Source organism: Prosthecobacter fusiformis, assembly GCF_004364345.1.
Classification (GTDB): domain Bacteria; phylum Verrucomicrobiota; class Verrucomicrobiia; order Verrucomicrobiales; family Verrucomicrobiaceae; genus Prosthecobacter; species Prosthecobacter fusiformis.
This window is the reverse complement of sequence record NZ_SOCA01000001.1, coordinates 1,422,165-1,446,837: the sequence shown is the minus strand read 5'-3', so window position 1 is coordinate 1,446,837 and position 24,673 is coordinate 1,422,165. Positions and strand designations below refer to the sequence as shown.

16 protein-coding genes and 1 tRNA gene are annotated in these 24,673 nt (G+C 58.2%); 8 read left to right on the top strand and 9 right to left on the bottom strand.

Going from position 1 to position 24,673, the window contains the following annotated elements; all coding sequences use genetic code 11:
* Positions 1-3 precede the first annotated feature (3 nt).
* The 3 genes from EI77_RS05685 to EI77_RS05675 form a co-directional block, all read right to left on the bottom strand.
* Positions 4-1,209, bottom strand: a complete 1,206-nt coding sequence (locus EI77_RS05685) for an alpha/beta hydrolase (protein WP_133793766.1) — start codon at positions 1,207-1,209, stop codon at positions 4-6.
* Positions 1,210-1,257: 48 nt separating this feature from the next.
* Positions 1,258-1,515, bottom strand: a complete 258-nt coding sequence (locus tag EI77_RS05680; protein ID WP_133793765.1) for a hypothetical protein — start codon at positions 1,513-1,515, stop codon at positions 1,258-1,260.
* A gap of 384 nt (positions 1,516-1,899) precedes the next feature.
* Positions 1,900-6,864 carry a PVC-type heme-binding CxxCH protein gene (locus tag EI77_RS05675; protein WP_133793764.1) on the bottom strand — a complete coding sequence of 1,655 codons (4,965 nt, stop codon included), beginning with the start codon at positions 6,862-6,864 and terminating at the stop codon, positions 1,900-1,902.
* A 167-nt stretch (positions 6,865-7,031) separates the two neighbouring features.
* Here EI77_RS05675 and gatC point away from each other — a divergent pair, with 167 nt between their 5' ends.
* The 5 genes from gatC to EI77_RS05650 all read left to right on the top strand — a co-directional run bounded on the left by gatC (position 7,032) and on the right by EI77_RS05650 (position 11,301).
* A complete protein-coding gene (gene gatC / locus EI77_RS05670; RefSeq protein WP_133793763.1) occupies positions 7,032-7,316 on the top strand; it encodes an Asp-tRNA(Asn)/Glu-tRNA(Gln) amidotransferase subunit GatC in 285 nt (94 codons plus the stop codon).
* Between the two features lie 106 nt (positions 7,317-7,422).
* The gene (gene gatA / locus EI77_RS05665; RefSeq protein WP_133793762.1) at positions 7,423-8,841 is read left to right on the top strand and encodes an Asp-tRNA(Asn)/Glu-tRNA(Gln) amidotransferase subunit GatA; all 1,419 of its coding nucleotides are present in this window, start codon (positions 7,423-7,425) and stop codon (positions 8,839-8,841) included.
* A gap of 56 nt (positions 8,842-8,897) precedes the next feature.
* Positions 8,898-9,722: a hypothetical protein gene (locus EI77_RS05660; protein ID WP_133793761.1), complete on the top strand. Its 825-nt coding sequence runs from the start codon at positions 8,898-8,900 to the stop codon at positions 9,720-9,722.
* A 1-nt stretch (position 9,723) separates the two neighbouring features.
* On the top strand, positions 9,724-9,960 hold the full coding sequence (locus EI77_RS05655; RefSeq protein WP_133793760.1) for a TIGR03643 family protein: 237 nt from the start codon (positions 9,724-9,726) through the stop codon (positions 9,958-9,960).
* Positions 9,961-9,996: 36 nt separating this feature from the next.
* Entirely contained in the window at positions 9,997-11,301 is a 1,305-nt protein-coding gene (locus EI77_RS05650) for a putative DNA modification/repair radical SAM protein (RefSeq protein WP_133793759.1), read from the top strand.
* A gap of 486 nt (positions 11,302-11,787) precedes the next feature.
* On the opposite strand, the gene EI77_RS05645 is transcribed toward EI77_RS05650, so the two are convergent.
* Positions 11,788-16,032: a PVC-type heme-binding CxxCH protein gene (locus tag EI77_RS05645; protein WP_133793758.1), complete on the bottom strand. Its 4,245-nt coding sequence runs from the start codon at positions 16,030-16,032 to the stop codon at positions 11,788-11,790.
* 352 nt (positions 16,033-16,384) lie between these two features.
* Here EI77_RS05645 and EI77_RS23290 point away from each other — a divergent pair, with 352 nt between their 5' ends.
* Genes EI77_RS23290 through EI77_RS05635 form a run of 3 tightly spaced genes read left to right on the top strand, consistent with a single transcriptional unit; the run spans position 16,385 to position 19,692 of the window.
* Complete coding sequence (locus tag EI77_RS23290; protein ID WP_166647062.1) at positions 16,385-16,594, top strand: hypothetical protein; 210 nt, start codon at positions 16,385-16,387, stop codon at positions 16,592-16,594.
* A 13-nt stretch (positions 16,595-16,607) separates the two neighbouring features.
* Positions 16,608-18,164 carry a family 10 glycosylhydrolase gene (locus EI77_RS05640; protein WP_166647061.1) on the top strand — a complete coding sequence of 519 codons (1,557 nt, stop codon included), beginning with the start codon at positions 16,608-16,610 and terminating at the stop codon, positions 18,162-18,164.
* 16 nt (positions 18,165-18,180) lie between these two features.
* On the top strand, positions 18,181-19,692 hold the full coding sequence (locus EI77_RS05635) for a glycoside hydrolase family protein (RefSeq protein ID WP_133793756.1): 1,512 nt from the start codon (positions 18,181-18,183) through the stop codon (positions 19,690-19,692).
* Positions 19,693-19,842: 150 nt separating this feature from the next.
* Here EI77_RS05635 and EI77_RS05630 read toward each other — a convergent pair.
* From EI77_RS05630 to EI77_RS05610, 5 genes are all read right to left on the bottom strand, one after another.
* Positions 19,843-19,917, bottom strand: a tRNA-Thr gene (locus tag EI77_RS05630).
* Between the two features lie 230 nt (positions 19,918-20,147).
* On the bottom strand, positions 20,148-20,852 hold the full coding sequence (locus EI77_RS05625; RefSeq protein ID WP_133793755.1) for a 3-keto-alpha-glucoside-1,2-lyase-like domain-containing protein: 705 nt from the start codon (positions 20,850-20,852) through the stop codon (positions 20,148-20,150).
* Between the two features lie 154 nt (positions 20,853-21,006).
* Positions 21,007-22,032, bottom strand: a complete 1,026-nt coding sequence (locus EI77_RS05620; protein ID WP_133793754.1) for a zinc-binding dehydrogenase — start codon at positions 22,030-22,032, stop codon at positions 21,007-21,009.
* Positions 22,033-22,127: 95 nt separating this feature from the next.
* Positions 22,128-22,778 carry a response regulator transcription factor gene (locus tag EI77_RS05615; protein ID WP_133793753.1) on the bottom strand — a complete coding sequence of 217 codons (651 nt, stop codon included), beginning with the start codon at positions 22,776-22,778 and terminating at the stop codon, positions 22,128-22,130.
* Positions 22,771-24,621 (bottom strand): ATP-binding protein, encoded by a 1,851-nt coding sequence (locus EI77_RS05610; RefSeq protein WP_243838666.1) that lies wholly within the window; start codon positions 24,619-24,621, stop codon positions 22,771-22,773. Before EI77_RS05610 ends, EI77_RS05615 begins: the two co-directional genes overlap by 8 nt.
* Positions 24,622-24,673: the final 52 nt, after the last annotated feature.

The window sequence follows — 24,673 nt, the reverse complement described above, 5'->3', positions numbered from 1 at the left end:
AGATCAGCGCTCCACGTTCAGGTCCAGCTTGTTATCGCCAGGCTTGATTTCGACGGTCCATTCACCGCTTCCTGCCTTCTGCTCTGTGGCGGTCACTGTGCCATCCGGGGTGTCGAGTCCGGGGACATCTGCGGCGCTGTAGCTGACTCGAAGCTTGATCTTGCCCACCACCGGTCCGGCCTTGGCATCTAGTTTGAAATTGCCGCCGCGCACCCGGACTCCGGCCACGGGGGCGGAGGGGTCTTCAGCGCTGAAGACCACATTGCCCCAGCTCACGGGTTTGCCGTTGACGGTGAGTTTGCCGGTGACCGCCGCGCGTTCCGCAGGATTCAGGAAACCCTGGTTGCGCAACCAGTCGCGCAGATGCCCGCTCCAGGTGCCGAGCACCGGATCGCCCAAATAAAGACCCACGCCGTGAGGGCCGGGCTTGTAGCAATGCAGCTCCGCAGGCACGCCGTTTTTGCGGCAGGCCAGGTAAAAGTTCACCGCGTTTTCCGCAGGCACCACGGTGTCCTCATCGGTCTGGAAAAGGAAGGTGGGCGGGGTCTGCGGGGTCACCCGCAGATGCGTGCTCACCTTGCGCGCCAGTTCGTCGCTGTCATTGGGTCCCAGCAGATTCTTGCGCGAGCCCATGTGGGCGAAGTCATCAATCATCGAGATCACGGCATAGGTAGGCGCGGCCACATCCGGCCGGGCGCTGACCTGGTCCACGGCATCATTCGTCATGCCTTCGGGTTTTTCATCGAAGAGGGTGGCGGCCATGGAGCTGAGATGCCCGCCGGCGGAGAAACCGATGACGCCGATGCGGTTGGGATCGATGCCGTACTGCGCGGCATTTGCCCGCACGTGGCGGATGGCGCGCTGCACGTCCATGAGCTGGATGGGATAATGATACCCCTGCGTGCCTAACCGATAATGCAACACGAAGGCGGAGACGCCGATGCCGTTGAACCACCTGGCCACCTGCACGCCCTCATGATCCGCGGCCAGCCCGCCGTAACCACCGCCGGGGCAGACGATGAACGCCGCCTTGGTGGCGGTCTCCTTGGCCGCCGGCCAGGCATAGATGAACGGCTGGTCCTTGTCCTCCTGCCCTTTGGCCCCTGGAGCGCCGTCCGGCCACAGGGGGACTTTGGCCGGTTCGGCCGCATGGACGGCGGAGGCGAGGAACAGGACAGCTAAACGGAAGAGGCTGGGAAAGCGTGACATGGCAGACTTCTACGCAGGATCCGCGAAAAACTTCAAGCCTTGTGTGGCTCACCGCCGCCGCCGTTTCCAAACATACGTCAAAAAATGCCCCAGCCCGCTGAACTTGTACTCCGGGTCCACCCATCTCTCGATGACGTAGAAGGCGAAATAATACGCTCGGCAGAATCCCCAGATGCAAAGCCCCAGCAGCAGCGCCGTCCGCCAGCTCCCGTGCTCAATCAGCAGGATGGCCGCCGACATCAGCCCGATGAGCAGGAACAGGATCCCCTTTAGCCACATGGCGTTGGTGCTTTGGAGGTCTTTCATGATCACAAATAAGCGAGTCTCAAGAAGATTGTCGAAATGAAACGGCGCACGCGGAGGATGCAGGCACGGCCATTCAAGGCAGCTCACATGCACAAAGGCATGCGTGCATTCTTACAATCAGAAGCCCCAAAGGGGCGAGATAACAAAGCCCAGGGCCAGCGAGGCTTGGCGAGCATAGCCCTGGGTATGTGAGGCGTGTACCTCAATCAAGGCAAAGCCCTGAAAGGGCGGGACAATGGGGCCGCGAAATACCCGCAGTGCCTCGCCCTTTCAGGGCTCGATGAATCTCATATCCCTTCACCTAACCCAGGGCGGCGCTCCTGCGTCGCTTGCCCTGGGCTTTGTTGTCCCGCCCCGTTGGGGCTGCCGCCACGTACGCAACTCTCACTCCACGCGGAGATAATCCAAGGCAAACATCAGGGCGGGTTTGGCGGCTGGGTTTTTGCCGTCCATCATCACTTCCAGCACCTGTTCGCCCGCGTTGAACTCAAATTCACCGATCCATTGCTCCGCCGTGTTGACGACGGCGGCATCATAAAGATCCACGGGGCCGAGGGCACTTGAATGGCCGTTCACCTTGAAGCTGACGATGCCGTAGTCAGGGGCTTTGGTGAAGACCGCGTAGATCTTCTTTTTTCCGGCTTCTGCGATTGGGAACGTGATCTTGAGCGTGCTGCCCACCTTGCCACCGGTCCACCAGAGGTGCTTGCCGCCGCTCCAGTGCCCGGCTTTGAAGCCTGACATGTTCTGGGGCTTCACGTTACCCGCCGTGGCTTTGGACCTGAGCGATTCGCCTTCGATAGCGCCGGGCACTGCCGTGGTTTTTTCTGGATTGGCTGAAGCCGGGACTGCAGAACTTTGAAGATACTTCACGAGGTCCAGAACCATGTCGGCAGGCAGGGCATCGAAGAGGCCTTCGGGCATGGTGCTCATGGCGGACAGGGTGCGCTTTTTGACTTCGGTCTTGGTGACGATCTGCTCGATGCCGCCGGGCAGGGTGACGCGGTAAGCGGCGGCGGTTTCCTCCTTGATCACCCCGCTGGCGATGCGGCCGTCGTTCAGTTCAAAGATGTTGAGCTGGTAGTCCTTGCCGATGACGGCATTGGGATCCAGGACGTTATCCAGGAGGTAGTTCAAGTCGGCGCGGTTGGAGCCGGTAAGGTCCGGGCCGACATCCTGGCCCTCGCCTAACAAACGATGACAAGTTCCGCAGGTGGCGCTGAAGATCATCTTGCCCTTGGCCGCATCGGCCCGGGCCAGGGCCGCAGGTGAAAGGGTGGCGCGGAATTTGGCCTTCCTCTCCTCCAGATCGGCCTTGGGGGCGTTGAGGTCACCCCAGACCTGCTTGATCAGGGCCCGCACTTCATCATCCTGGAGAGCGGACATCTGGCGGGCCAGGAAGGGCGAGAGCATGGACCGGGTCATCCGCCCCTCCTTCACCGCCACTAGCAGGCCTTTGGCCCCGGCAGGCGTGGTGGCCAGGGTGTTGATGGCATCATTGCGGGTGGTCGCGTCAAAGGTCGCAAATTTCGCCAGCAACAGGGCCGGGGTGCCATCATGCGGAAGGGTGGCGAGGGCCTGGACCGCACGCCGCACCATCGCCTGGTCATCCTGGGCGATGAGCTGGTGCAGCAGAGCCGCCGTCTGCGGGTCCCGCACCTGAAGCAGGATGCGCAAGGCAGCCTCGCGCTGTGCGACGGCAGCTTGGGAAAGCAGGGTGTCACGGTAGGCGACGAGGCTGGTTTCCACGCCCATGAAGGCTTCGAGCTCCGAGATCATCGGGCCGTTGCCTAACTTAGTTTTCATTTGCACCCAGTCTTTGGGCAGCGCCACCTTGTTGCCCGTGCGGGCCGCTTCCACCACCGTGCGCAGCAGGGTTTCACGCAGGGCGGTGTCGGGCGAATCGGCGGCGATGCCCAGGAGGGCGGTGCGGCCCTGTTCCTCGGCCCCGAGGCGGCGGTAGATAAACTCCGTCACCTTCGGCATCTTGGAGATCTTTGCCAGCTCAAGGCCGGTCTGGGCATCGCCGCCGACGACGGGCTCAATGCCATACCAGATGAGCAGCGGGATGTAAGGATCGTCGTTGTCCTCGGCATGCTGGAGGAGGGCGGTGGCGATGGCTTGTTCAAAACGGCTAAATGATCCGCTCAGTGACGATGCAAGTTCTCGGCGAATCACTGCTGACTTGGTATTTTTGGCGAGGTCGATCAGGTTGGCCGCAATCTGGTCCATTATCTTGCGACTCGATGGATTCATTTCTGCTTCCGCGGTGTGAAGTTCTTTTCCTCGATATCCTCCCATTGTGTAACGGATGATCTGGGCGACGACGACGGGATCTTTCAATTGTAACCCATTGAGGAGGTATAAATGGTTCCCATTAACCTCGTTTGCGCTAACCAATAGCCAAAGAGCCCGCAAACGGTTGGGGGTTGGCATCGTGTGAAATCCGATTTCGTCCTCGTGCTCCATAGCCAGTAAATTCCCAAGCTCTGAGCTTGCCTCCATGCCCAATCCCTTGCCGGACAATTTATCATTTAAAGACCCATCTGTGTAATATCGCTCCATCAACACCCGCCGTGCCATACGTGAGAACCACTCGTTTTCCGGCTGCACGGCAAGCTTGACTAAAGTGTCGGTTTCTTCTTTGCGGAGGTTGAACGGAGCTTTGGGTAACTGGATTGTCATCGTGTCGCGAACTAAGTCATTGAGCAGATCACGAAGACTCCTTTCGCCTTCGTTTGATTTCGCAGCTTCGCCGCTATGGGCTTTGAGGCGGGCAGGAGTGCCCACCGTACTTTCTCCATAGCTCACGCGATAAATCCGCCCGTTGCTGCGGTCCCACATTTCGATGGCGTTGCTGCCGCGGTGGCAGACCTGCTTGTCGCTCCAGTCACTGACGTAGAGCGCGCCGTCTGGACCGACTTTTTGTGTGACGGGGATGAAATGCATGTCGTTAGACCGCATGAAATCGCTGCCGTGCCTGCCGATGTAGGTACTGCCTTTGGGGTCCAGGTAATTGGTGACGAGACGATGGCCGTGGAGGTTGCCAAATAGGAGCTGATTGCGGTAGCTCGCGGGAAACTGGCTGCTTTGATAGATGGCGAGGCCGCAATGGGCATGGCCGCCACCAGCCTGGTTGGTATCATCCGCGACGATGCCGCCGCCTTTGCGGGCGCCCCAGTGTGCATTCGACCGGATGTCGCCGGCGAAATGCGAGTGGTTGGCGATGGTCTTGATGTCGTCGTAGGTGTAGGGGTTGAAATGCTGGCCGCCCTGCCGCTGATACCGGCCGCCGGGGACGATGTGATAGAGGTGCGGGATGACACAGGCGGTGACAAAAAACTCGCCGTATTGGTCATAGTCCAGGCCCCAGGGATTGCTGGTGCCGTGGGCATACACTTCAAAGGTGTGCCGCACGGGGTGATAACGCCACACACCAGCATTCAGCGGCTCGCGTTCGGCATCCGGCGTGCCCACCCGGCCTACCTTTGAGTGTGTAAAAACACCATGGCAGCCGTACAGCCAGCCATCGGGACCCCAGATGAAGCTGTTCAGGGTTTCATGCGTGTCCTGGCTGCCCCAGCCGTCCAGGAGGGCATAGGCGGTGAAAGGCAGGCCGGGGACCTTCGGCGTGCCGTTGGATTCAGAGGGCGCATGGCTGGCATCGGGTTGGTCATCACGGTCCGCATCGGGAATGAACATGAGGTAAGGCGCGGCCCCCACCCACACGCCACCAAAACCGATCTCGATGCCGCTGGCGAGGCTGATGCCTTCCGCGAAGACCTTGCGCGTCTCGAAGCTGCCGTCGCCATCCGAATCTTCGAAGATCAGGATGCGGTCCTGGCCCGCGCCCGGTTCACGCGGTTTTGGGTAGCTGTTGCCCTCGATCACCCACAGCCTGCCGCGTTCATCCCAGCACATGGCGATGGGCTGCACCACATCCGGTTCGGCGGCGATGAGCTCGGCCTTGAAGCCTGCGGGTAACTGAATGTTCTTCAACGCTTCCTGCGGCGTCTGGCCGGTTTTGTAATCCTTTTGGGGAACTAGGCCGGAAGGGCCGTGCTCCATGCTTCCAGGGCCGTACATTTTCTTCGGGGCCATTTGCGCGGCCAGCTCGGCGCTCACTTCCTGCCGCTCCTGCAGCAGCACAAAAAGACCGGCCTTGTTGCCCACCACGATGTCCGGCAGCTGGTCCCCGTTCACATCGCCCACCTGGACATCGGTGCCCACGCCGCTCTCGGCATCCACCAGATGCGGGATGAATTCCACGCCGCCATGGCCATCGCGTTTGGTCTGAAACCAATACAGCACGCGCGGACCGGATTCGTCCGGATCGCCATGGCCATTGTGCGCCCAGTAGCGTTTGCCGGTGATGAGGTCCTTCACGCCATCCCCGTCCACGTCCGCCAGATGCATGGCATGGGGCTGGCTGAAGACGATGCCGTAATCGTTCTCCCAAGGCTGCTCGCCCACCAGCGTGCGCTTTTCCCAAGTGGGGCGGGCACTCTTGCCTGCCTCATCGGCTTTCTGCATGCGGTTCAGGTAAACCGCCACGCCATACTGGTGCGCGGCCAGGGCGGTGGCCACGTCGTTGCTGCCATCCCCGTCAAAGTCATAGGCGAACATCTGCGCCCCGCCGCCGATGCCCGCTGCAAAGTTGTGCTGGGTCCACGGCGGAGTGTTGGAGGCTGTTTTGTCCGCGCCTGCCTTCGGCTGCTCCCACCAGCGCCGGGCCTCCAGCAGGTCCATCCGGCCATCGCCGTTCACATCGCCGATGCCGAGGCCGTGGGTGAACTTGGCCACCTTCAGGTCGCCGGTCACCGCCACGAAAGGCCATTTTTCGGTCGGCCGGTCCCAATTCGGCGCATACCAGCCAAAGCGGCCGCCCGTGCTGCAGATGATCTCCGATTTGCCATCGCCCGTGATGTCGGCAAAGACGGGGGATTCATTGTCCACCGCATCGGCGACGACATGGGCGGGCCAGGGAGCGTCGTTTTCAAACTTGCCCGGGTTCAGGTACAGGCGCGCCTCCTTGCCTGGAAAACCCAGCACCAAAATATCCGGCCAGCCATCGGCATTGAAGTCCTGCGGATAGCAGAAAAAGTGGTCGGAATAACCAACGATGTTGAATTCCTTGACCGCATGGTAAGCGTGCCGTTTTTGCCAGTCCGGCCCTTCATACCAGAACGGGCCGCTGATGATGTCCATGTGGCCGTCCTTGTTGATGTCGGCAAAGTTCGCGCCTTCGGCATAAAAGGTGTCCGTCAACTGGACGCGCTTCCACGTGATGAGCGGCTGTGCCTGCAGGAGGGAGGCGCTGGCGAGGGCAAAAATGAGCAGGCGTTTCATGGCGGGTCGGGCGGCGGTTGCCAGATAGGAACGTTATCAGGAAAGGCCATGCTCGGACAAGATTTAGGATGGATCGGACACGGAAGACGCAGTTTTGCCCGGAATCCGGGCGGTGGAAAAATCGTTCTCCGTCTTGCACCCCCGGCGCTGCGGTTTAAAAAAGGCGTATGCCGTCTCCTGAGATCAACATCGACCACATCGCCAAGCTGGCGCGCCTCGCCCTGACCGAAGAGGAGGCCAAAAGCTACAAGGCCCAGCTTTCCCAGATCCTGGGGCACATCGACCAGCTCAGTAGCTATCCCCTGGATGCGGAGCCCAGCGCCCACGCGATGCCGGTTTTTGATGTCGTACGGCCCGATGTCTCCCGCCCTGGCTTCACCCAGGATGAGGCCCTGGCCAATGCGCCACGCCGGGTGATGGACCAGTTTCAAATTGTCAAAGTCATGGACTGACCCCGCCTGCCTGCCCTTCTGCTTCGTTCCCACTTTGCGGGATCATTTTCCCCGTTTCTTTGCAGGCAAGAGTGCCCGCACCCCTTTTCTCCTTCTGCTTTCCCCGATGTCCCTCGCCTCCTCCACTATTGCCAGCCTGCGCCAGCGGCTCGTCGCCAAAGAAATCACCCCGCGTGACATCGTCCAGGATGTCGCCGCCGCCATCGAGGCACAGAATCCCGCCATCGGGGCGTATCTGTCCTGGGATCTGGAAAAGGCATTGGCCGAGGCCGATCAGGCGGACCTGTCCCAGCCCCTGGGTGGCATCCCCATCGGCATCAAGGACAACATGAACGTCCTCGGTGAGCCCTGCTCCTGCGCCTCCAAGATGCTAGCGGGTTATACCGCCCCCTACAATGCAGGCGCGATTGAAAAGCTGCGCGCCGGCGGCGGCATCCCCTTTGGCCGGCTGAACATGGACGAATTTGCCATGGGATCCTCCACGGAAAACTCCGCCCTGGGCATCACCCGGAACCCTCGGGATCTGGACCGCATCCCTGGCGGCTCCAGCGGCGGCAGCGCAGCGGCTGTGGCGGGAAATCTGGCCATTGCGACTCTCGGTTCGGACACCGGCGGCTCCATCCGCCAGCCAGCGGCCCTCTGCGGCTGCGTGGGCATCAAGCCGACTTACGGTCGCATTTCGCGCTATGGCCTGGTGGCCTTTGCCTCCTCTCTGGACCAGATCGGCCCCATCACCAAGACGGTGGAAGATGCCGCCCTGCTGCTGAACCATCTTTGCGGGAAAGATGCTCGTGACTCCACTTCTCTGGATATCGAGGTGCCGGACTTCACCGCTGCTCTTGGTCGTGACATCAAAGGCCTCCGCATCGGACTGCCGAAGGAATATTTCATCAGCGGCATCCACGCCGGGGTCTCTGCCAGCATCCAGGCCGCCATTAAAAAGCTGGAGTCGCTGGGAGCCATCCCGGTGGAGATCAGCCTGCCGCACACCGATGTCGGCGTGAGCACCTATTACATCATCGCCCCGGCGGAGGCCTCGGCCAACTTGGCCCGCTTTGACGGCGTGCGTTATGGCCATCGCACGGCCGAGTCCAAGGACCTGCTGGAGCATTACCTGAAAAGCCGTGCGGAAGGTTTCGGTCCGGAGGTGAAGCGCCGCATCCTGCTCGGCACCTACGTGCTCAGCAGCGGCTATTACGATGCCTATTACATCAAGGCCCAGCGTGCCCGCACCCTCATCCGGCAGGATTTTGAAAAAGCCTTTGAGCAGGTGGACGTCATCGTCAGCCCGACGAGCCCCACGCCTGCCCACAAGCTGGGAGAGCTGAAGGACAATCCCCTCGCGGCTTACCTGGAGGATATTTTTACCATTCCGGTCAACCTCGCCGGACTGCCCGCCATCAGCATCCCCTGCGGGACGGCCGAAGAGGGCGGGAAACAGCTCCCCGTCGGCCTCCAGATTATCGGCAAGCCCCTGGATGAAGCCACGATCCTGCGCGTGGCGGATGCCTTTGAGAAGGCCTGATATGAAGTGATCGATCGAAGTCCGCCCGTCAGGGCTTGCGGAGCGTAAAGGAAACGATGCTTCCTTTCTCCCTCTCCCGTTGGACATTCATCGGCCTCTTGTTGGTCGCGCTTCCTCAGTGTACCTCCCTGCCGCGTCCGGGGACATCTTCTCCCGCGGAGGCCACATCGGATAAAGAGGCCCGGTCCGTCCTGGAACTCAGTGCGAAAACCTCAGGCCAAGCCTGGCAGCGCCATCAGGCTGTGGAGGTGGGTTACCGAGGCCAGTGGTCGCGGCTCTCGCCGAAGATCCAGCCAGTGCTTGTGGATGAGGGATTCCGCCATGGTTCCGTGGAGATTTATCAGCCCCGGAAAAAGCGGGTCAGCCAGACGCACCGAGGACCGGCGGGTTTAAAGACCGTTCTCCGCCAGGGCCGGGAGCCAGCCGTGGTGAGTTACAACAGCCAAAAAAGTGACGATCCTGAATCCATTTCCGCTGCCAGTCTGGTGGCCGATGCCTACACTCTCTTCCTGTTTGGCAGCAGTTGGTTGCTGGAAAATGCGGATGACTTTTCCCAACTGGGTGCCCGTACTGTCGAGGGTGACAGGTGCGACTTGATTCAATGCGAAATCCACCCCGGCTTAGGAGACAGTGAGGCGGATTTTGTCATCGCCTGGGTTTCCCAAAAAAGCGGGAAACTGCGGCGGGTGCAGTTTTCGCTCAATGGTCTGGACAGCACTCGCGGAGCGGATGCGGACGTGACTTTTCATGACTTTATCACCGCCTCCGATGGCAGTGTCTGGCCGACGAGATTTGTAGAATACGTCCGTCGTCCCTTTGTTTTTAAAGCCCACGAATGGCAGCTCACGGATCTGAAACTGGAGGGTCAAAAAGTGCGCTGATATGAATGCCACGGATCATTCCTACATCATCCGTCTGGCCTGGGAAGACCGGACGACCTTCGAGGAGATCAAAGAACGCACAGGGCTGACTGAATCTCAGGTGATTGTCATCATGCGCCGCGAGCTCAAGCCTTCAAGTTTTCGCCTGTGGCGGAAGCGCATCTCCGGACGTGTGACCAAACATCGCAAACTCCTCGAACAGCATATTTCTGTGGTAAAAACGGACGATGAAGCGTGACAAGCGTATTCTTTTGAATACTGTTCGCATGAATTTATGGAACTGGACCGCAAACTGCAAATCCTGGCTGATGCGGCCAAATACGACGCTTCCTGCGCCAGCTCCGGGGCTGCTCGCAAAGACTCGCGTGGCAGCCAGGGGGTGGGCTCCACGGGGGGCGCGGGCATCTGCCACAGCTACACACCGGACGGGCGCTGCGTTTCCCTGCTCAAGGTCCTGCTGACCAATGTCTGCCTCTACGACTGCCATTACTGCATCAACCGCCGCAGCAGCAATGTGAAGAGGGCCCTGTTCACGCCGGAGGAAGTGGTGAAGCTGACGCTGGATTTCTACAAGCGGAACTACATCGAAGGCCTCTTCCTCAGCTCCGGCATCGTCCGCAGCGCGGATTACACCATGGAGATGGTCATTGAGGTGGCGCGCCAGTTGCGGGAGGTGCATCACTTTCGCGGCTACATCCATCTCAAGACCATCCCGGAGGCCTCGCCAGAGCTGATCGAAAAAGCCGGCCAGTATGCGGACCGCATCAGCATCAACATCGAGCTGCCCACTCAGCAGAGCCTGGACACCCTAGCCCCGGAGAAGAATCTCAACCGGACAAAGGCGGCCATGGGCGGCATCCGCAACCGCATTGACGAATCCGCAGTCGCCAAAAAAGACGCCCGCCAGATCAAGGCCGCCCCGCGTGCCCGCCCGCCCGCCTTTGCCACCGGCCAGAGCACCCAGATGCTGGTGGGCGCGGATGCCTCCAATGACGCCGTGGTCCTCGGCCGTGCGGATGAGCTTTACCGGGACTACCGCCTGCGCCGGGTTTATTACAGCGGCTTCAGCCCCATCCCGGAACCCAGTGTCCTGCTGCCCATCAAGCCCCCGCCGCTTGTCCGCGAACACCGCCTTTACCAAGCCGACTGGCTGCTGCGCTTTTATGGCTTCAACGTCAAGGAGCTGCTCCCGGTGGAGCATCCCTTGTTAGATCTGGAGATGGACCCGAAGCTGGCCTGGGCGCTACGCAACCGCGCCATGTTCCCCGTGGACATCAACCGCGCCCCGCGGGAGCTGCTGTGGCGCATCCCCGGCCTGGGCGTCACCAATGTGGCCCGCATCCTCGCCGCGCGTCGTTACACCCGGCTGCATCTGGCGGATCTGCAGCGCATGCGCGTGAACATGAAAAAGGTCCTGCCCTTCATCATTGCCGTGGATCACACCCCCAGCATCGCCCTGCTGGAAAGTGACCAACTGCGCTTCCGCTTTCTACCCGCGCCCAAGCAACTGGAACTGAACTTCGCCAATCCGCCTGCCTCACCTGCAGATGCCGCCATGGCACGAAGCGGCGAGCTTTGACGGAGAAGGCCCCGGCGAATCATCAAACAAATGCCGAAATCACCTTGGATGTCGAGGGCCGACCGTAGGGCGGGGTTGTTCTGCGCCAAGCGGCGGCTTCACGCCCATGACCTCTTCGCAGAATTCCCCGCCTGTCTTTAAAGCTGCCCTTTTCCCTGCCAATGATCTTTCCTCAGCCGATGTGAAGCAAAGGTTTTCTGCCCTCATCGCCTTCAAAGAAAGGCGGGTAATCCGGCGTCGAAAGCTGAGAACAAAAGAGGCTGATTCCCGCCGGACAAACCCGCCCTACGGCCTGCGAACGTAGGCTCTCGAATCGTCTCGGGCTGTCTATCACAAGGGGATCACGCTGTTCTGTAGCTCATACATCGGGACTCAATTCCTTGATTCCCCCCACATGTTAAAAATGGAATTGCCACTGGAGAATGAAAAAGCCGGATGGAACGCCCCATCCGGCTTACAAGGTGGACGAATACGGGATGGGCGCGACTATTTCATCGGATGCTCTTTCAGCAGCTCTTCCGTGGTATAGAATTGCACGCGACCGGCATTGGCATCACGAATGGCTTTTACCTGGGCAGGCTGGATAGCATCCGCTTTATTGCCAAAGCTGTTGCGCACAAAGGTGAGCACGGCGGCCATTTCGTCATCCTTCAGCATGCCGGCGAAGGGAGTCATGGGGACCTGGCCGTCATACTTTTTGCCATTGACCTCCAGGGGTCCCATGAGGCCGTACATGGCCAGCTTAATCAGGCGATTTGGGTCACCCTGCACCCAAGGGCTCTTTTCCACAGAGGGGAAAGCAGGATCGAGACCTTTGCCATTGGCTTGGTGACAGGTCACGCAGTGGCCTTCACGGTGGTAGATCTTCTGGCCTTCCAGGAACTGCTTCTTGGCGGCGGCATCCAGATGGGCCGGGACGGGCACGGCGGCAAATTCCGGCTTCTCGATTTCGGCCACCCCGGCGAGGCGATCGGCAGCGGTTTTAGCAGCATTTTCACTCCACACATCCAGCGGCTTGGAGGAGGCGATGGCAACGATCTTTTTAGCCGCGACCACATCTGGAATCCACGAAGCGGCAACGATGGCCTCCAGGCGCACCCGGCCATGCTCATCGGCAGCGGCTTTTTCCAGCAGAGCGGCGTGATCAGCGATGCGATGATGGTTATAACGCAGCACTCGAACGGCGGCAGCACGAGCGTGGAAATCCTTGGCTTCAAGGAGCTGGCGAAGCAGCATCTCATCGGCCTCATTCATGCCCCAGGTGGTCCAGAGAGCCTCAAGAACATGGTGCTCATAGTTGGCGTCGTTTTTGTCCAGGGCGGCTACCCAGGCCTTCACGGCAGGCAGCACTTCAGTCACCGGATGGCTGCGGATCTCGCGGCGGGTGCGGTAGCGGGTACGCAGCTCAGGCTCCTTGAGATTGTTCAGCAGCGTGGTGAGTGGTGCACCTTCGACTTGCGCAGGCTTGACGAGCGGACGGCCAGGATAGGTGATGCGATAGACACGGCCATGCACATGGTCGCGCAGGGGGTCGCGGGCATTGTGCTGCATGTGGCCGACGAGGACGTTGTGCCAGTCAATGACATACAGGGAGCCATCCGGGGCGAATTCCAGGTCCACAGGGCGGAAGTTACCATCCGTGCTCTTCAGCAGGTCCTGGCGGAAAGTGGTTTTCCAGCCCGTGCCGTCGTCCACGATCTGGTGCTGCTTGATGCCCAGGAAACCGATGGCATTGCAGAGGATGATATCACCCTGGACTTCATCCGGGAAGTGGCGGGAGGAAACGATCTCCAGCCCGGAGGTAGGACGGACTTTTTGGGCCTCCGGGATGAGGTCAGGGGTGGATGGCGTTTTGCTGCCAAAGGTGGGCTTGACGGAGACAGGGAGCATCCAGTTCATGCTGGTGCCGGAGGTATGCAGGAAGAAATCCTGGCCCCAGGAATCAAAGACTGCACCCCAAGGATTGGGGATGGCAAGCTGGGCGGTGCGCTCTAGCAGGCCGCGTTGCGGGCTGTAACGGAAAAAGCCACCGTCCACACAACGGACAGGACCGTGGGGCGTCTCCACATTGGAATGGAGGAAGACACCTTCGCAAAGGATGAAGGCACCGCTGGGATCAGCCGTGTAGGCACTGATAGCGTGGTGAGTATCGTGCGTGTCAAATCCGCCCAGGATGATCTCCATGCTGTCGGCCTTGTCATCACCATTGGCATCACGAAGCAACACCAGGTTAGGCTCTTGGGAAACATACACTCCTTCTGGTGCGAACTCAAAACCGATGGGCAAATGCAGCTTGTCAGCGAACACCGTTTCCTTGTCCGCTTTGCCGTCGCCGTTCGTGTCCTCATAGATGAGGATCTTGTCATCTGGCAGCGCATCGCCCGGCTTATAATGCGGATAAGTCGGCATTGTGGCGACCCACAGACGGCCTTTATCATCAAAGGAGAGCTGCATCGGGTTGGCCAGATTTGGAAACTCCTTCTCGCTGGCAAACAGCTCCACCTTGTAGCCTTCAGGCACGGTGAGTGACTTCACGGCAGCGTCACCATACAGATACTCCGTGCTGCCGTTTTTTACGCTTGGCTGATAGTTGGTGGGCACCTCTGGCAGCTTATGGGTCTTGCTGTCATCCACAGCCAGATCAGTCTTCTTTCCTGCGGCCACTTCATGGATAAGGGTGTCACGCAAGGCGGCCATTTCACGGGACTTCTGCACTTCATCCGGATAGTTTTGCGGGCCGAAGGGATTGTATCGTTGGCCGTGGACATGGACGCCGTTGACGAGGTTGTAATCATTGTTCCAGAACCAATCCTTGTCCTTCACGGCCTGATGAACCAGGGCCGGATCGGCTTTGGAAACGTGTGACTGATGACCGTAGAGTCCAGTGGCCAGGATATCTGCCACCTGTTTATACCCTTCGTCGTTGGGGATGAATCCGCCTGTTGTCAGAGGCTGCTCGGTTTTGGCATACAATGCCTGGGTGGGCGAAAACAGATCAATGAAGGTGAGGTTATGCTTCTTGGCGACGCTTTCGACTGCGGCTGAATAAAGGATCAAATTGGCATTCTCTTTCTCCCCGTTCGGCAGGTCACGTGAAGAGGAAAGATCTTCATAAGCGATGGGGGAGACCAGCACCAGGCGTGGGGCAGCCTTGCCGTTATAGGCCTTGCTCAAGGTGTGCTGCACCCAAGCATCCAGCTCGGCCTCGAAGTTGGCGACTTTGCTTGGGCCGTCGAAGGATTCATTGTAACCAAAGAAGGCCACGATGGTGTCCGCCTGAAGATGGGTTAGCCACTGGTCTGGCGTGGCGTAGAAGCCTTTGCCGCGATGGATCTGCTTATCGGGATGAAACTTCTCCGCGCCGGGGAAGGCCCACTGGGAGACACGGGAGGGATGCGGGCGGAAGCCGGGCGTATCGCCCACATGACCCATGTTGCGGAGATAAAGATCCTGATCCGGATAACGAAGATGCAGCTCTGTCTCAATGCGACTGTAATAAACATCGCGCTCGGCCAGACCATTGCCAATGAGTACGATTCGCTCGCCCTTCGCAGGCGGGGCCACATTCTGCGCACGCGCTGTGGTAGCCGCAGGAGGCTCCACTTTTGGCTGATGCGGACCTCCATCGCCACTGTTGTCTGGGCGGATGCGCTCACCATGGGCATCCAGTGGAGGGCCTTTGGTGGTTTTCTTAGCCGGCTCCTTTTTGGCATTGGCTGCTTTCTTCTGTGCAGGTGCCAGGCCCGTGGCAGGACTATGACCCAGTGCATAGTCGGCAGGCTTGCGGTTCAGTTTTTTATAATGCTCACCACTGTTGGTGCCATAAAAGGTCGGCTCAAAGGCATCCACATAATTTACATCCGCCTTTGCCGGAACCGGGCTGCCCACAAGTTGGTAAGCCGCATTCACGATCAGGCGACGCAGGTCTTCATCCGCAAAATCGACTGAGGCTCCCAGGGTGGTGCAGAAGGATTTTCCCTTCGTCTTGCCATCGGGTGCAGTGTATTCATACAGCCAGGCCAGCGGCATCATCGGATTGTTTTTCTCTCCGGCAATGGCCTTCGAGGCCGGGTCCAATGACTCCGTCACTGCACCACGCAGCAGCACCTTCGCGGTCTTTTCATCCAGATTCGCAATGCCATAAACATCCGACGTCGCAAAGATCTCGCCCACACCATTGAGCACTGGCTCAGCTCCATTGGCCGCTTCTACCTGGCTGCGTGTGCCTTCCACCTTGTGCTTGCCATGATGGTTCACCCATTTTTCGCCCAGAATTTTAAGTCCGAACTCAGCCCATTTGAAATCGCCCGTCGAGGCTGCGCCGGTGAAGGCATGCGTGGCCGTGCGGAAACCAATGACCGGTTTACCTGCATTCAGATAAGCGGTAAAAGGGGCGAGCTGATCATCCGTCAATTGACGAAAACGTGAACCGATGATGAGCAGATCCGCCGAAGCCAGAGCCTCCGTGCCCGGGATGTTCTTCTGATAGTTGGGATCAATGTATCCGCCTTCTGGATGGATGGCAAAGAGGACGGTACAATCGAAGCCGTGCTTTTGGCTGAGGATCTTCGCCAGCATCGGGCAGGTCTCTTCCGTGCGGTATTCCTCATCCCCGGAAACCAGGACAATCTTTTTGCCATTCGCCGTTCCTTGTTTGGCCGGTAGATGGAGCCATTCCGCGCCGAGCACGGAGGAGCCGAGGAGTGCGAGAGTCAGTAGGATAAGCTTCATGGTTGAAAATCAGGCAGGGACGGATATACCGCACCAACCGCCAAAACCGGACAACTTTTTTCCATCCTTTTCCGCGGGCTCGTTGCAAGCTTGGGCCTGTCATCATCCAAAGTTAGGAATATTCGCCTAAGAATATAAGAAAGTAGATACGAGCCAACCAATAGCCTGCCAATGCCAAGCTATTCGAAAGATGAAGTGCAGCAAGATTCCTCGTGCGTCGGGCTGCGCTGAAAACCCGGTGTGCTCAAGGAGCAGGTCCGGATACAGAAGACTTTCCGTCTCGTTATCGGCGGCACGTACTCAAAACGCGAAGCAATCAAACCTTAAGTGGTCAACTGAACCGACCTGTTGAATGCTGTCGCCTCGGTGCGTTCAAGATGACACCTTGCACTCGGCGAAGCCTGGCGGCTCCAAGGAAGACTCCGACAGCTATGATGAATTCCCGCAACCTACCACACCAGTAAAAAGCACCCTGCTCAGCTTTGGCTACGGGGCAGACACTCCGATACGCCTTAGGTTCCACCTGGAGAATGGGGACCTGTATAGCTACCTCATTGACTGAACGCCTTCCAACCATGACGCCCTCCCGCCGAGATATTCTCAAGCTCTCCTGTTGCGCCCTCGCCGCCACCAGCATCCGTGGCGAAACACCAGCCCGAGCCTCCACGAATTACAAATGCCTCTTCAATCACGAACTGCTGATCATCGTTGGGAAAAAGGACAACAACCCGGCTTACATCGGCTCCTACATCGACAAGCTGAGAGACACGGACGTCGATGCCGTCATGTGCTGCCCGACGATGTGGCGGACAAACCTCTATCCGTCCGAAATCGATCCCCAGTGGAAAAAATACACGCCGGAGCAGCGCTCGCCGAAGTTCCCGGCTTTTGACCGGATCATGGGCTATATTCACGGTGGCGGCGATCCGGTGAAGGAAACGCTCGAGGCCTGCCGGCGGAACGGGAAGGATTTTTTCATCTCCTACCGGATGAACGATCATCACTACGTGGGCGATCTCACCTGGCCGACCCACAACGCGTTCTGGCGCGAGCATCCGGAATACTGGTTGGGCGATTCCGATGCGGCAGCCGCCAAGACTGGCGACAAGGTTGACGACAATGTCCGGCTCTTCAATTATATGCTGCCTGGGGTGCAGGACTACTACTTTTCGATCCTGCGCGAACTCTGCACGAACTACGACGTGGACGGCGTGGAGCTCGATTTCCAGCGTTATCCCAAGTTCTTCCGCAACGCGGATCTGGAAGCCGGGCGCGGCGTGATGACGGCTTTCGTCCGGCGCATCAAGACCATGATGGAAGACATCGGTCGCGAGCGCGGGAAGTCGCTGAAGCTCTGCATCCGGATTCCCCAGAGACTGGCCAGTTGCGAAGCGGCTGGGCTGGATATCCAAGAGTGGGACAAGCAGCGACTGGTCGAGATGATCAATATTTCCTCGTTCTACGTTCACACGATCGAACTGGGCGTCGAAGAGTTCCGGGCGGCTACCAGTTACGGAAAACTTTTCGGTGAGATGAACTACCTCACGTATCAGACGTCCGGTTCACCCAAGGGTTCCGGCCGCCGCTACACGACCTTTGAGACATACCGCGCGTCGGCGCTGAACCTATTCCACCGCGGCGTGGATGGATTGAGTTTGTTCAACTACGACTATGTTCCCGCTGAAAAGCGACTGGCGATGGCGAAAGGTCTCAAGGGGATCACCGATGTCGATTTCCTCCGGGAGGTGTCCAAGAATTATGTGATCTCCCCTGGCTTCGGCACTTTCCCGGCAAAAAATGAGTGCATCGCCGAGCTGGTGATTCCCGACGATACGACAAAGGTGCGGTTTGATCGCGCCGTGCTTCGCATCGAAACGCGGCTGGACTGCACGGGGTTGCAGATTGGCGCCTGGCTGAATGGCGAGGCCTTGGAGCCGCTGACTCATGAGGGAACCGAACTCTTTGCCCCGGTAGAACAAAACCCCGGCTATCCAGCTCCCCAAGTTTTGAAGTTCTACACCGTGCCGCTGGGTCGGATCGTCGCGGGAAAGAACACGGTGAAGATTAATAACCTCGACCGGAAAAAAGGAACATGTGAACTGCGCTCGATGGAACTCGCAATCTATCGATAAGAAAACGAACAATTTTATGATATCCCAGCTTCGCCAATCTTCGCTCTTTTCGAAAGCCCGTCTTTTTCTCCTATCCATCCTCCTTTCGTGGGGCTCGGTTCAAGCGGAAGAGAAGGTTTTGTTTTCTTTCGACGATCACTGGCTGCCGTTTCAATACGGTGTCCGACTAAGTTTGGTGAGCAGCCAATCGTCTTCCGGGACTGCATCCAATCAAGTGATTGCCATGGGACCTCCGGGTGCTCCGGACAGCCGTGGCGTGATCTATTATGGGTCCGTCTGCGAGGTAAACGGCGAACTCTGGATGTGGTATCTCGGAATGGGCGACCAAGATGAGGAGCGCCGGTACAGGATTCACTTCGCGAAGAGCAAAGACGGTCGGAAATGGGAAAAGCCTGCGCTTGGGCTGGTAAAATATGGAGCGAACAGCGACAACAACCTCGTCGATCTCGACCAAGGGGGGTTCTCGGTGGCGGGCTGCATTGTCTATCACGAGCCGGAAGAAACCGACGCCAACCGCCGCTTCAAAATGGTTTTTACTGGTAGCAAGTATCCTGGATTGCTCTTTGGCGTAGCCTATAGTCCGGATGGCGTACGCTGGACCGAATCACCGCAGAATCCGCGCGGCGCGAACAAAATGGAGCCGCAAGGCGGGATCAAGTACAAGGGTGCATACCTTTTGAACGGTCAATTCGGTGGGTCACCTTCCTCGCCCGTGCGCTCGCTTGTCACGCAGATGTCGTACGATTTTGAGCACTGGACCGAGGCCTCTGTCCAAGGTTTCCGGCGAGATCCGATCGCACCGCGCCCGATCAACCGTACAGGCGCAAGGGACGGCGAACAGGTTCACCTGGGTGCGGGCCTTTGGGATCGTGGGAATGTAGTTCTCGGCTTCTACGGTCAGTGGCACGGACACCCAAACAATGACCGCCGCTGGGTTTCAATCGACACTGGTTTCCTTGTGAGTCACGACGCCTTGCATTTTTACGAACCAATTCCGGATTTCCGAATCATCGAGGCGAAGGAGACGCCAGACTGGTGGCTGCCCGACGGGACAACTCGACCGCTGGATCGCGCCCCAGCTATCATGCAGGGCCAAGGTTTTGCAAACGTCGGGGAGGAAACGCTTTTCTGGTATTCTATTTGGGTGGTGCCACATGCCGGTGTGCGGGTTGCCCGTTGGGAACGCGACCGTCTAGGCTATTTGCAGTCCTCAAAACAGAACGCGCATGTAGTTTCTGCACTCCTTTCCACCAATGGTAATCCAACTACCGTTAGTTTGAACGTTTCAGGACTTGGCGAGTATAGTTCGGTCAAAGTGACAGTGCTCGATGAGCAATTCCGCCCCCTTCCAGGTTACGAAGCGGCTCAATGTACCGGGCCGGCCAAGTCTGGATTGCGCGAGAGTGTTACTTGGGGAGACAAAAAGAACATCATTACAGACAAACCCATCCGCCTCCGGATCGATTTCACGGGTGTGCGCCCTGAGGACATCCGTCTTTATGCCGCTTATGTGACATCTGAAAAATAGGCCGCGGTTCTTTTCACTTCGCATGTTGGTTTTGCCCGGCGCCATTTGAGCGAACCATCGGCTAGGGTCTCCAAACTCAGAATTGCACAGAAAATGAACAGCCAAAAAAAATCCCTGAATGGGATTTGGGCGTAATCCATTGATCTTCAATGGAGCCGAGAGTCGGATTTGAACCGACGACCTGATGATTACAAATCAACTGCTCTACCACTGAGCTATCCCGGCGTTCGCCTGTTTGGCGGATGAGCAGTTTATACTGGACTCGCACTTCGGCAACCAGATTTCCTTTTTTGGAATGCATTTGCTTCCTGGGGCCTCTGCACGGCTCGCCGAATGTCGCGCTCAGGAAACGAAGAGGCTGCCTTTATGGGCGATTCCATAAAGAAACTGGCCCTGCTACCACCGGAGTGCAGCAGGGCCATCGCTGAGGCTTTAACGGGAAAAGCAGGATGTTATCAAGGCTTGGCTGGGGCCTTGATGCTGAAGTCATCATACTCCACGTCCACAGGATTCGTGGTCAGGCTGATGAGGGTTTTAGACGGGTGGGCCACGCCTTCAGATTTGAATGTCCCAACGGCCTTGCCGTCCACGAGGACTTCGATTTCCTCGCCTTTCGTCCGGGCCACGAGGGTGTGCCATTCTTCCAGGCTCAGCTTCACGGGCACCCGCTTGCTTTTGCTCTCCAGCATTTTTTTGTCCTCGTCAGTGAGGCCGCCGGGCAGTTTTTTCCGGTTATAAAGATCATTGGTGAGGGTAAAGGCACCCGTCTTCGCGTCGGACAGGTTAACATAACCCGGGCTGACGGAGACCTGACAGATATGGCCTGCATGGGAGCCTTTGTAGTTCTTGTCATCGAACCAGACGTTGAAGCTTTTCGCTTTGTCGCTGACGAAGCGGAACTTTACGGAGACTTCCAGATCGCTCTCACCTTCGATACGGATGTTATCCACGGCGGAGTGGTCGGATGTGGGTGCGGTGATACCCACCAGTACGCCGTTTTTGACGACGCTTGAGCTCTTATAATGACCCCAGCGAGGACCAAAGCCTTCACCAGAAAAATCATCGGAGAAAATGACACGGCTGTATTCTCCCGCCGGTTCGGCTGCAAAGGTGACGGAGGCCAGGAGAGTGGCGAAGAAGATGGAAAAGGCTGGTTTCATGGGTAACAGATTAACGTGGGTGAGAGCCTGAGGTTGCTCTAAATAGCTGCAATTAAAACTCCGGTTCACTCCCTGAGCATAAAACGTCCAGCAATGACCATTCACCTGAAGGGTGAGGTGGTATTTCCATTCATCGCTCCCACTGTTTAGGATTTTAAACCGGCCGTAGGACGCTTTTGACCACTTCGCCTTTGTGCATCTTTTCGAAGGCTTCGTGCCATTCGGTGACGGGCCATATACCACCGATGATGGGTTTCACATCGAACTGGCCGCTGGCCAGCAAGGCGATCACACGTTCCCAGACCGGCCAGTTATGGCTGAAGCTGCCCTGAAGAGTGATATTCTTTTGTACCAGTGGATCCAAGTTGAATCCCAACGGCTGCGGACCCCAGCCGACTTTGCTGATCCAGCCTGCAGGCCGGACGATATCCAGGGCGATTTTCAGGGTGATGCTGGCACCGGCGGCATCAATCACACCGTCACAGCCCAAGCCATCACGTGCTTGTGCCCAAGGCTTGGCATCCCCGATGATGACCTCGCAACCATAGCCTTTCGCGATCTCCAGACGGTGGGCATCCTGCGGCAGGCCGACGATGGCCACTTCCGCACCACAAAGCCGGGCCATGGCCGCGCATAGAATGCCGATGGTGCCGGGTCCGAGAACCACCACGCGGTCACCCGGTTCAATACGCGCATTTTTCACCACAGCATTGTAAGCCACACAGCAGGGCTCCGTCAGACAGGCCTGCTCGAAAGGAAGCTGGGCAGGCACCTCATGGAGAATGCGGGAAGGCACACGCACATACTTCGTCATGGCTCCATTAACGCCGTAGCCGAATCCTTTGCGTGTCGGGTCCAGATTATACAGGCCACGCCGGGTCATGGGGTTGTTCTGGCTGATGATGGCAGCTGTTTCACTGACCACTCGGTCACCTTCTTTCCAGCCTTGGACTTCCTTGCCCACTTCTACAATGTGTCCGCCGAATTCATGGCCGAGCACCACGGGATAGTTCACTGGCCAGGAATGGTCAGCCGTCCATTGATGCAAATCACTGCCACATACACCGACGTTGGCGACCTCCAGCAGCACGTCTTCAGGGCCGATTTGAGGTTTCTCGATTTCACGGATTTCGACCGATCCCTTTTCAGGAGCGTAGTTAACGACGGCAGCGGATTTCATGGTTAGGTAAACGACATCATACGGCAAAAGCCATCCCGCCTACCACGACAAAGAGTGTGTGATTTGCGACAGTGCGTGCAGATTTTTTGCCGCAACTAGACCAAACGTTCGTGCACGGCCTTGGCGATGGCGCTGCCCCGGCTGCGCACCTGGAGCTTCTCATAAACACTGCGGATGTATTCGTCCGCCGTGTAATAGCCGATGCCGAGCTGGGCCGCTGCGGCTTTGATGGTGAGACCCTGAACCAGCAGTTGCAGGATTTCATGCTCGCGTGGAGTCAGTCCATAATCACGCGGTGGCTCATTGGCTTTGGACAGCATTTCCAAAACACGGCGGGCGATGCGTGGATTGATGGGAGAGCCGCCTGCCGCCGCTGAGCGGATGGCCGCCGCGATGTCCTCAGTGCTGGAGGTCTTTAAAAGATACCCGGCTGCACCCGCACAGATGGCGCGAAAGATTTTATCATCGTCTTCAAAAACAGTGAGAATGACGATGGCAGCTTTCGGAGCCAGCTGCTTTAACCGGGCGATACCTTCGATGCCGCTCACGCCGGGCAGCCCCACATCCAGGAGCAGGACCTCGGGTGCCGCATGCATCGTCAGTGCCGCAAAGGCATCTTCACAGGCAGTAAAACGTTGGGCGCAGTGAATGCCCTCCAGCTTGTTCAAAGCACGCATTAGGCGCTCGCCATACGTTTTATGATCTTCGACAAGCCAGACTTGGAGTGTGGGAGCGGTTTCAGCCATGATGAGGAAGTGTGATGCAGATGGTGGTGCCATGTCCAGAGGCCGAGGTGATTTCGACAGAGCCACCGTGTTTGTCGGCGCGTCGTTGGAGGTTGGTTAGCCCCATGCCTTGTCCCTGTACTTTGGCGGGTGAAAAGCCACAGCCATCATCACGGATGGTGAGCATCAGTGTACCGCGGCTTTGTTTGAGCTGAATCTCTGCTTTTGATGCCTTCGCATGGCGGACCAGATTGTGCAGCGTCTCTTTGAACATGAGCACCAGATCCCGGCGCCTATCCATGGGCAGACCGCTGATCTCATCGGCTGTTAGGCGGTGGCTGATGCCCCGGAGCATGCGGTCGGCGATCTCTCGCATATGAGCCGGCAGGTCATCGCCCCCATAGCTGCCAGTTTGCGCCAGCCGGACGATGTCACGCATCGAATCCATGGTCTGCCTTGCTGTCTCGCGAATCTCCTGCAAGTCCTGTCCCAGCTCCCCTTCACTAGCCATGCTCAGTGCCTCATCACTGATGAGCATGATGCTGCCCAGACTGCTGCCGATCTCGTCATGCAGATCCTGTGAAATGCGCTGGCGCAGTTCCTCCATTTCTTTCCTGCGGGCCAGCCGCTGGCGGAAATAGGCAGTGAGCAGTGCCAAAATCAGCATCAGAAAAAAAGCCCCCAGCCCCCACCAGCCGAGATTTTTCAAATCAGCCATGATGGCCACTTGCCGTTCATCCAGCCTCGCCAGCCCTTGCTCAGTTTCTCTCCGCCGGGATAAACCCGTCAGCCAGTCGGTCCAGTCCACAATCTCACGGCTACTGGTAAAGCCATCCACCAAAGCCGCATTTGACCATCCGTCCACCTCGGTATGGGCAGAAGCCAAAACAGGTTTGCCCATCGCGATGTTTTGTCCGCCTGACCAGACTTGCATTTCGGCCATGGCCAGTACCACACTGCCGTTGCTGACGTGTGGCTCCAGGACCTTCAGTCGCACAAAACGAGCCGACGTCTGATCTGTGATGACAGTCACCACATTGTCTCCCGGTACGGCAGTATAGCTGCCGGACTGAGGGGCGGAAAAGATCACAGGTGAATCGTCAGCACTCAGACTTAGCTCGATCTGATATTTGACGGGGAAACCATACCCATGGCTATGAGCGAACTGGGGTGGATGGGCCGGGAAAAGTCGCACCTCCTCCACCGGTCGCACTGCACCCAAGTCAATCGTGACCCAGGGATTCTGCACCGAAAGGACTTCGCTGGTCGGTTTACTGCGAAAGCCGAAAGTCGGGCTGGGTTTCTCTCCCAGGGGAGGTCCCAGTGCCGAATGGCCATCCACGATATTGATCCGACCCCAGTCCGGGCGCGTACCCTGGCTGCTGCTGGCATGGGCATACGGCGGTCCCAGCACCTCGACCTCCGCGCCCAAATTTCGCCCTCCTTGCAGCAGCATCACTTCCCCGAGAGCAAACAGGTATCGCCTGTCTTCGTGAAAGAGCCGCGTCGCCGTGATCCTCACCTTATGGGCCATCCGTCCTTCTGCGGGAATGAACACTGGCAGCAGGCCAGGATTGGCAAAGTCATTCGCTGTATAATCAGCCAGAATGATGCGCTGCGAATCATCCCCCTCGCCCAGAAGTTCCACACGAAATCGTAGCGGAAAGCCGTACCCAGCCTCTTTCACTCCGGCTCCGGGTGGAGGTGCGATGAGCACTACAGCATCCAGCCGCTCCGTGCGTCCAAGATTCAGCTCGATCCATTCTACCGTATCTTGGGTGGATGAGTAATGGCTGTGCCATCCCAGTCTCTGAGTCGCCTGCGGCAGCGGAGCAGGCGGTAAAGTCTGGAGCTTATTTTCCAATAAATGCCTCTCCTTTTCAATCCGGCGCAGTTCTGGACTTAACCATGACCAC

Coding starts and splice junctions, on each gene's coding strand:
- EI77_RS05635 (WP_133793756.1), top strand. CDS start 18,181: ATGATATCCCAGCTTCGCCAATCTTCGCTCTTTTCGAAAGCCCGTCTT.
- EI77_RS05660 (WP_133793761.1), top strand. CDS start 8,898: ATGCTTCCTTTCTCCCTCTCCCGTTGGACATTCATCGGCCTCTTGTTG.
- EI77_RS05615 (WP_133793753.1), bottom strand. CDS start 22,778: ATGGCTGAAACCGCTCCCACACTCCAAGTCTGGCTTGTCGAAGATCAT.
- EI77_RS23290 (WP_166647062.1), top strand. CDS start 16,385: ATGCTGTCGCCTCGGTGCGTTCAAGATGACACCTTGCACTCGGCGAAG.
- EI77_RS05680 (WP_133793765.1), bottom strand. CDS start 1,515: ATGAAAGACCTCCAAAGCACCAACGCCATGTGGCTAAAGGGGATCCTG.
- EI77_RS05655 (WP_133793760.1), top strand. CDS start 9,724: ATGAATGCCACGGATCATTCCTACATCATCCGTCTGGCCTGGGAAGAC.
- EI77_RS05650 (WP_133793759.1), top strand. CDS start 9,997: ATGGAACTGGACCGCAAACTGCAAATCCTGGCTGATGCGGCCAAATAC.
- EI77_RS05675 (WP_133793764.1), bottom strand. CDS start 6,864: ATGAAACGCCTGCTCATTTTTGCCCTCGCCAGCGCCTCCCTCCTGCAG.
- gatA (WP_133793762.1), top strand. CDS start 7,423: ATGTCCCTCGCCTCCTCCACTATTGCCAGCCTGCGCCAGCGGCTCGTC.
- EI77_RS05685 (WP_133793766.1), bottom strand. CDS start 1,209: ATGTCACGCTTTCCCAGCCTCTTCCGTTTAGCTGTCCTGTTCCTCGCC.
- gatC (WP_133793763.1), top strand. CDS start 7,032: ATGCCGTCTCCTGAGATCAACATCGACCACATCGCCAAGCTGGCGCGC.
- EI77_RS05645 (WP_133793758.1), bottom strand. CDS start 16,032: ATGAAGCTTATCCTACTGACTCTCGCACTCCTCGGCTCCTCCGTGCTC.
- EI77_RS05620 (WP_133793754.1), bottom strand. CDS start 22,032: ATGAAATCCGCTGCCGTCGTTAACTACGCTCCTGAAAAGGGATCGGTC.
- EI77_RS05625 (WP_133793755.1), bottom strand. CDS start 20,852: ATGAAACCAGCCTTTTCCATCTTCTTCGCCACTCTCCTGGCCTCCGTC.
- EI77_RS05640 (WP_166647061.1), top strand. CDS start 16,608: ATGACGCCCTCCCGCCGAGATATTCTCAAGCTCTCCTGTTGCGCCCTC.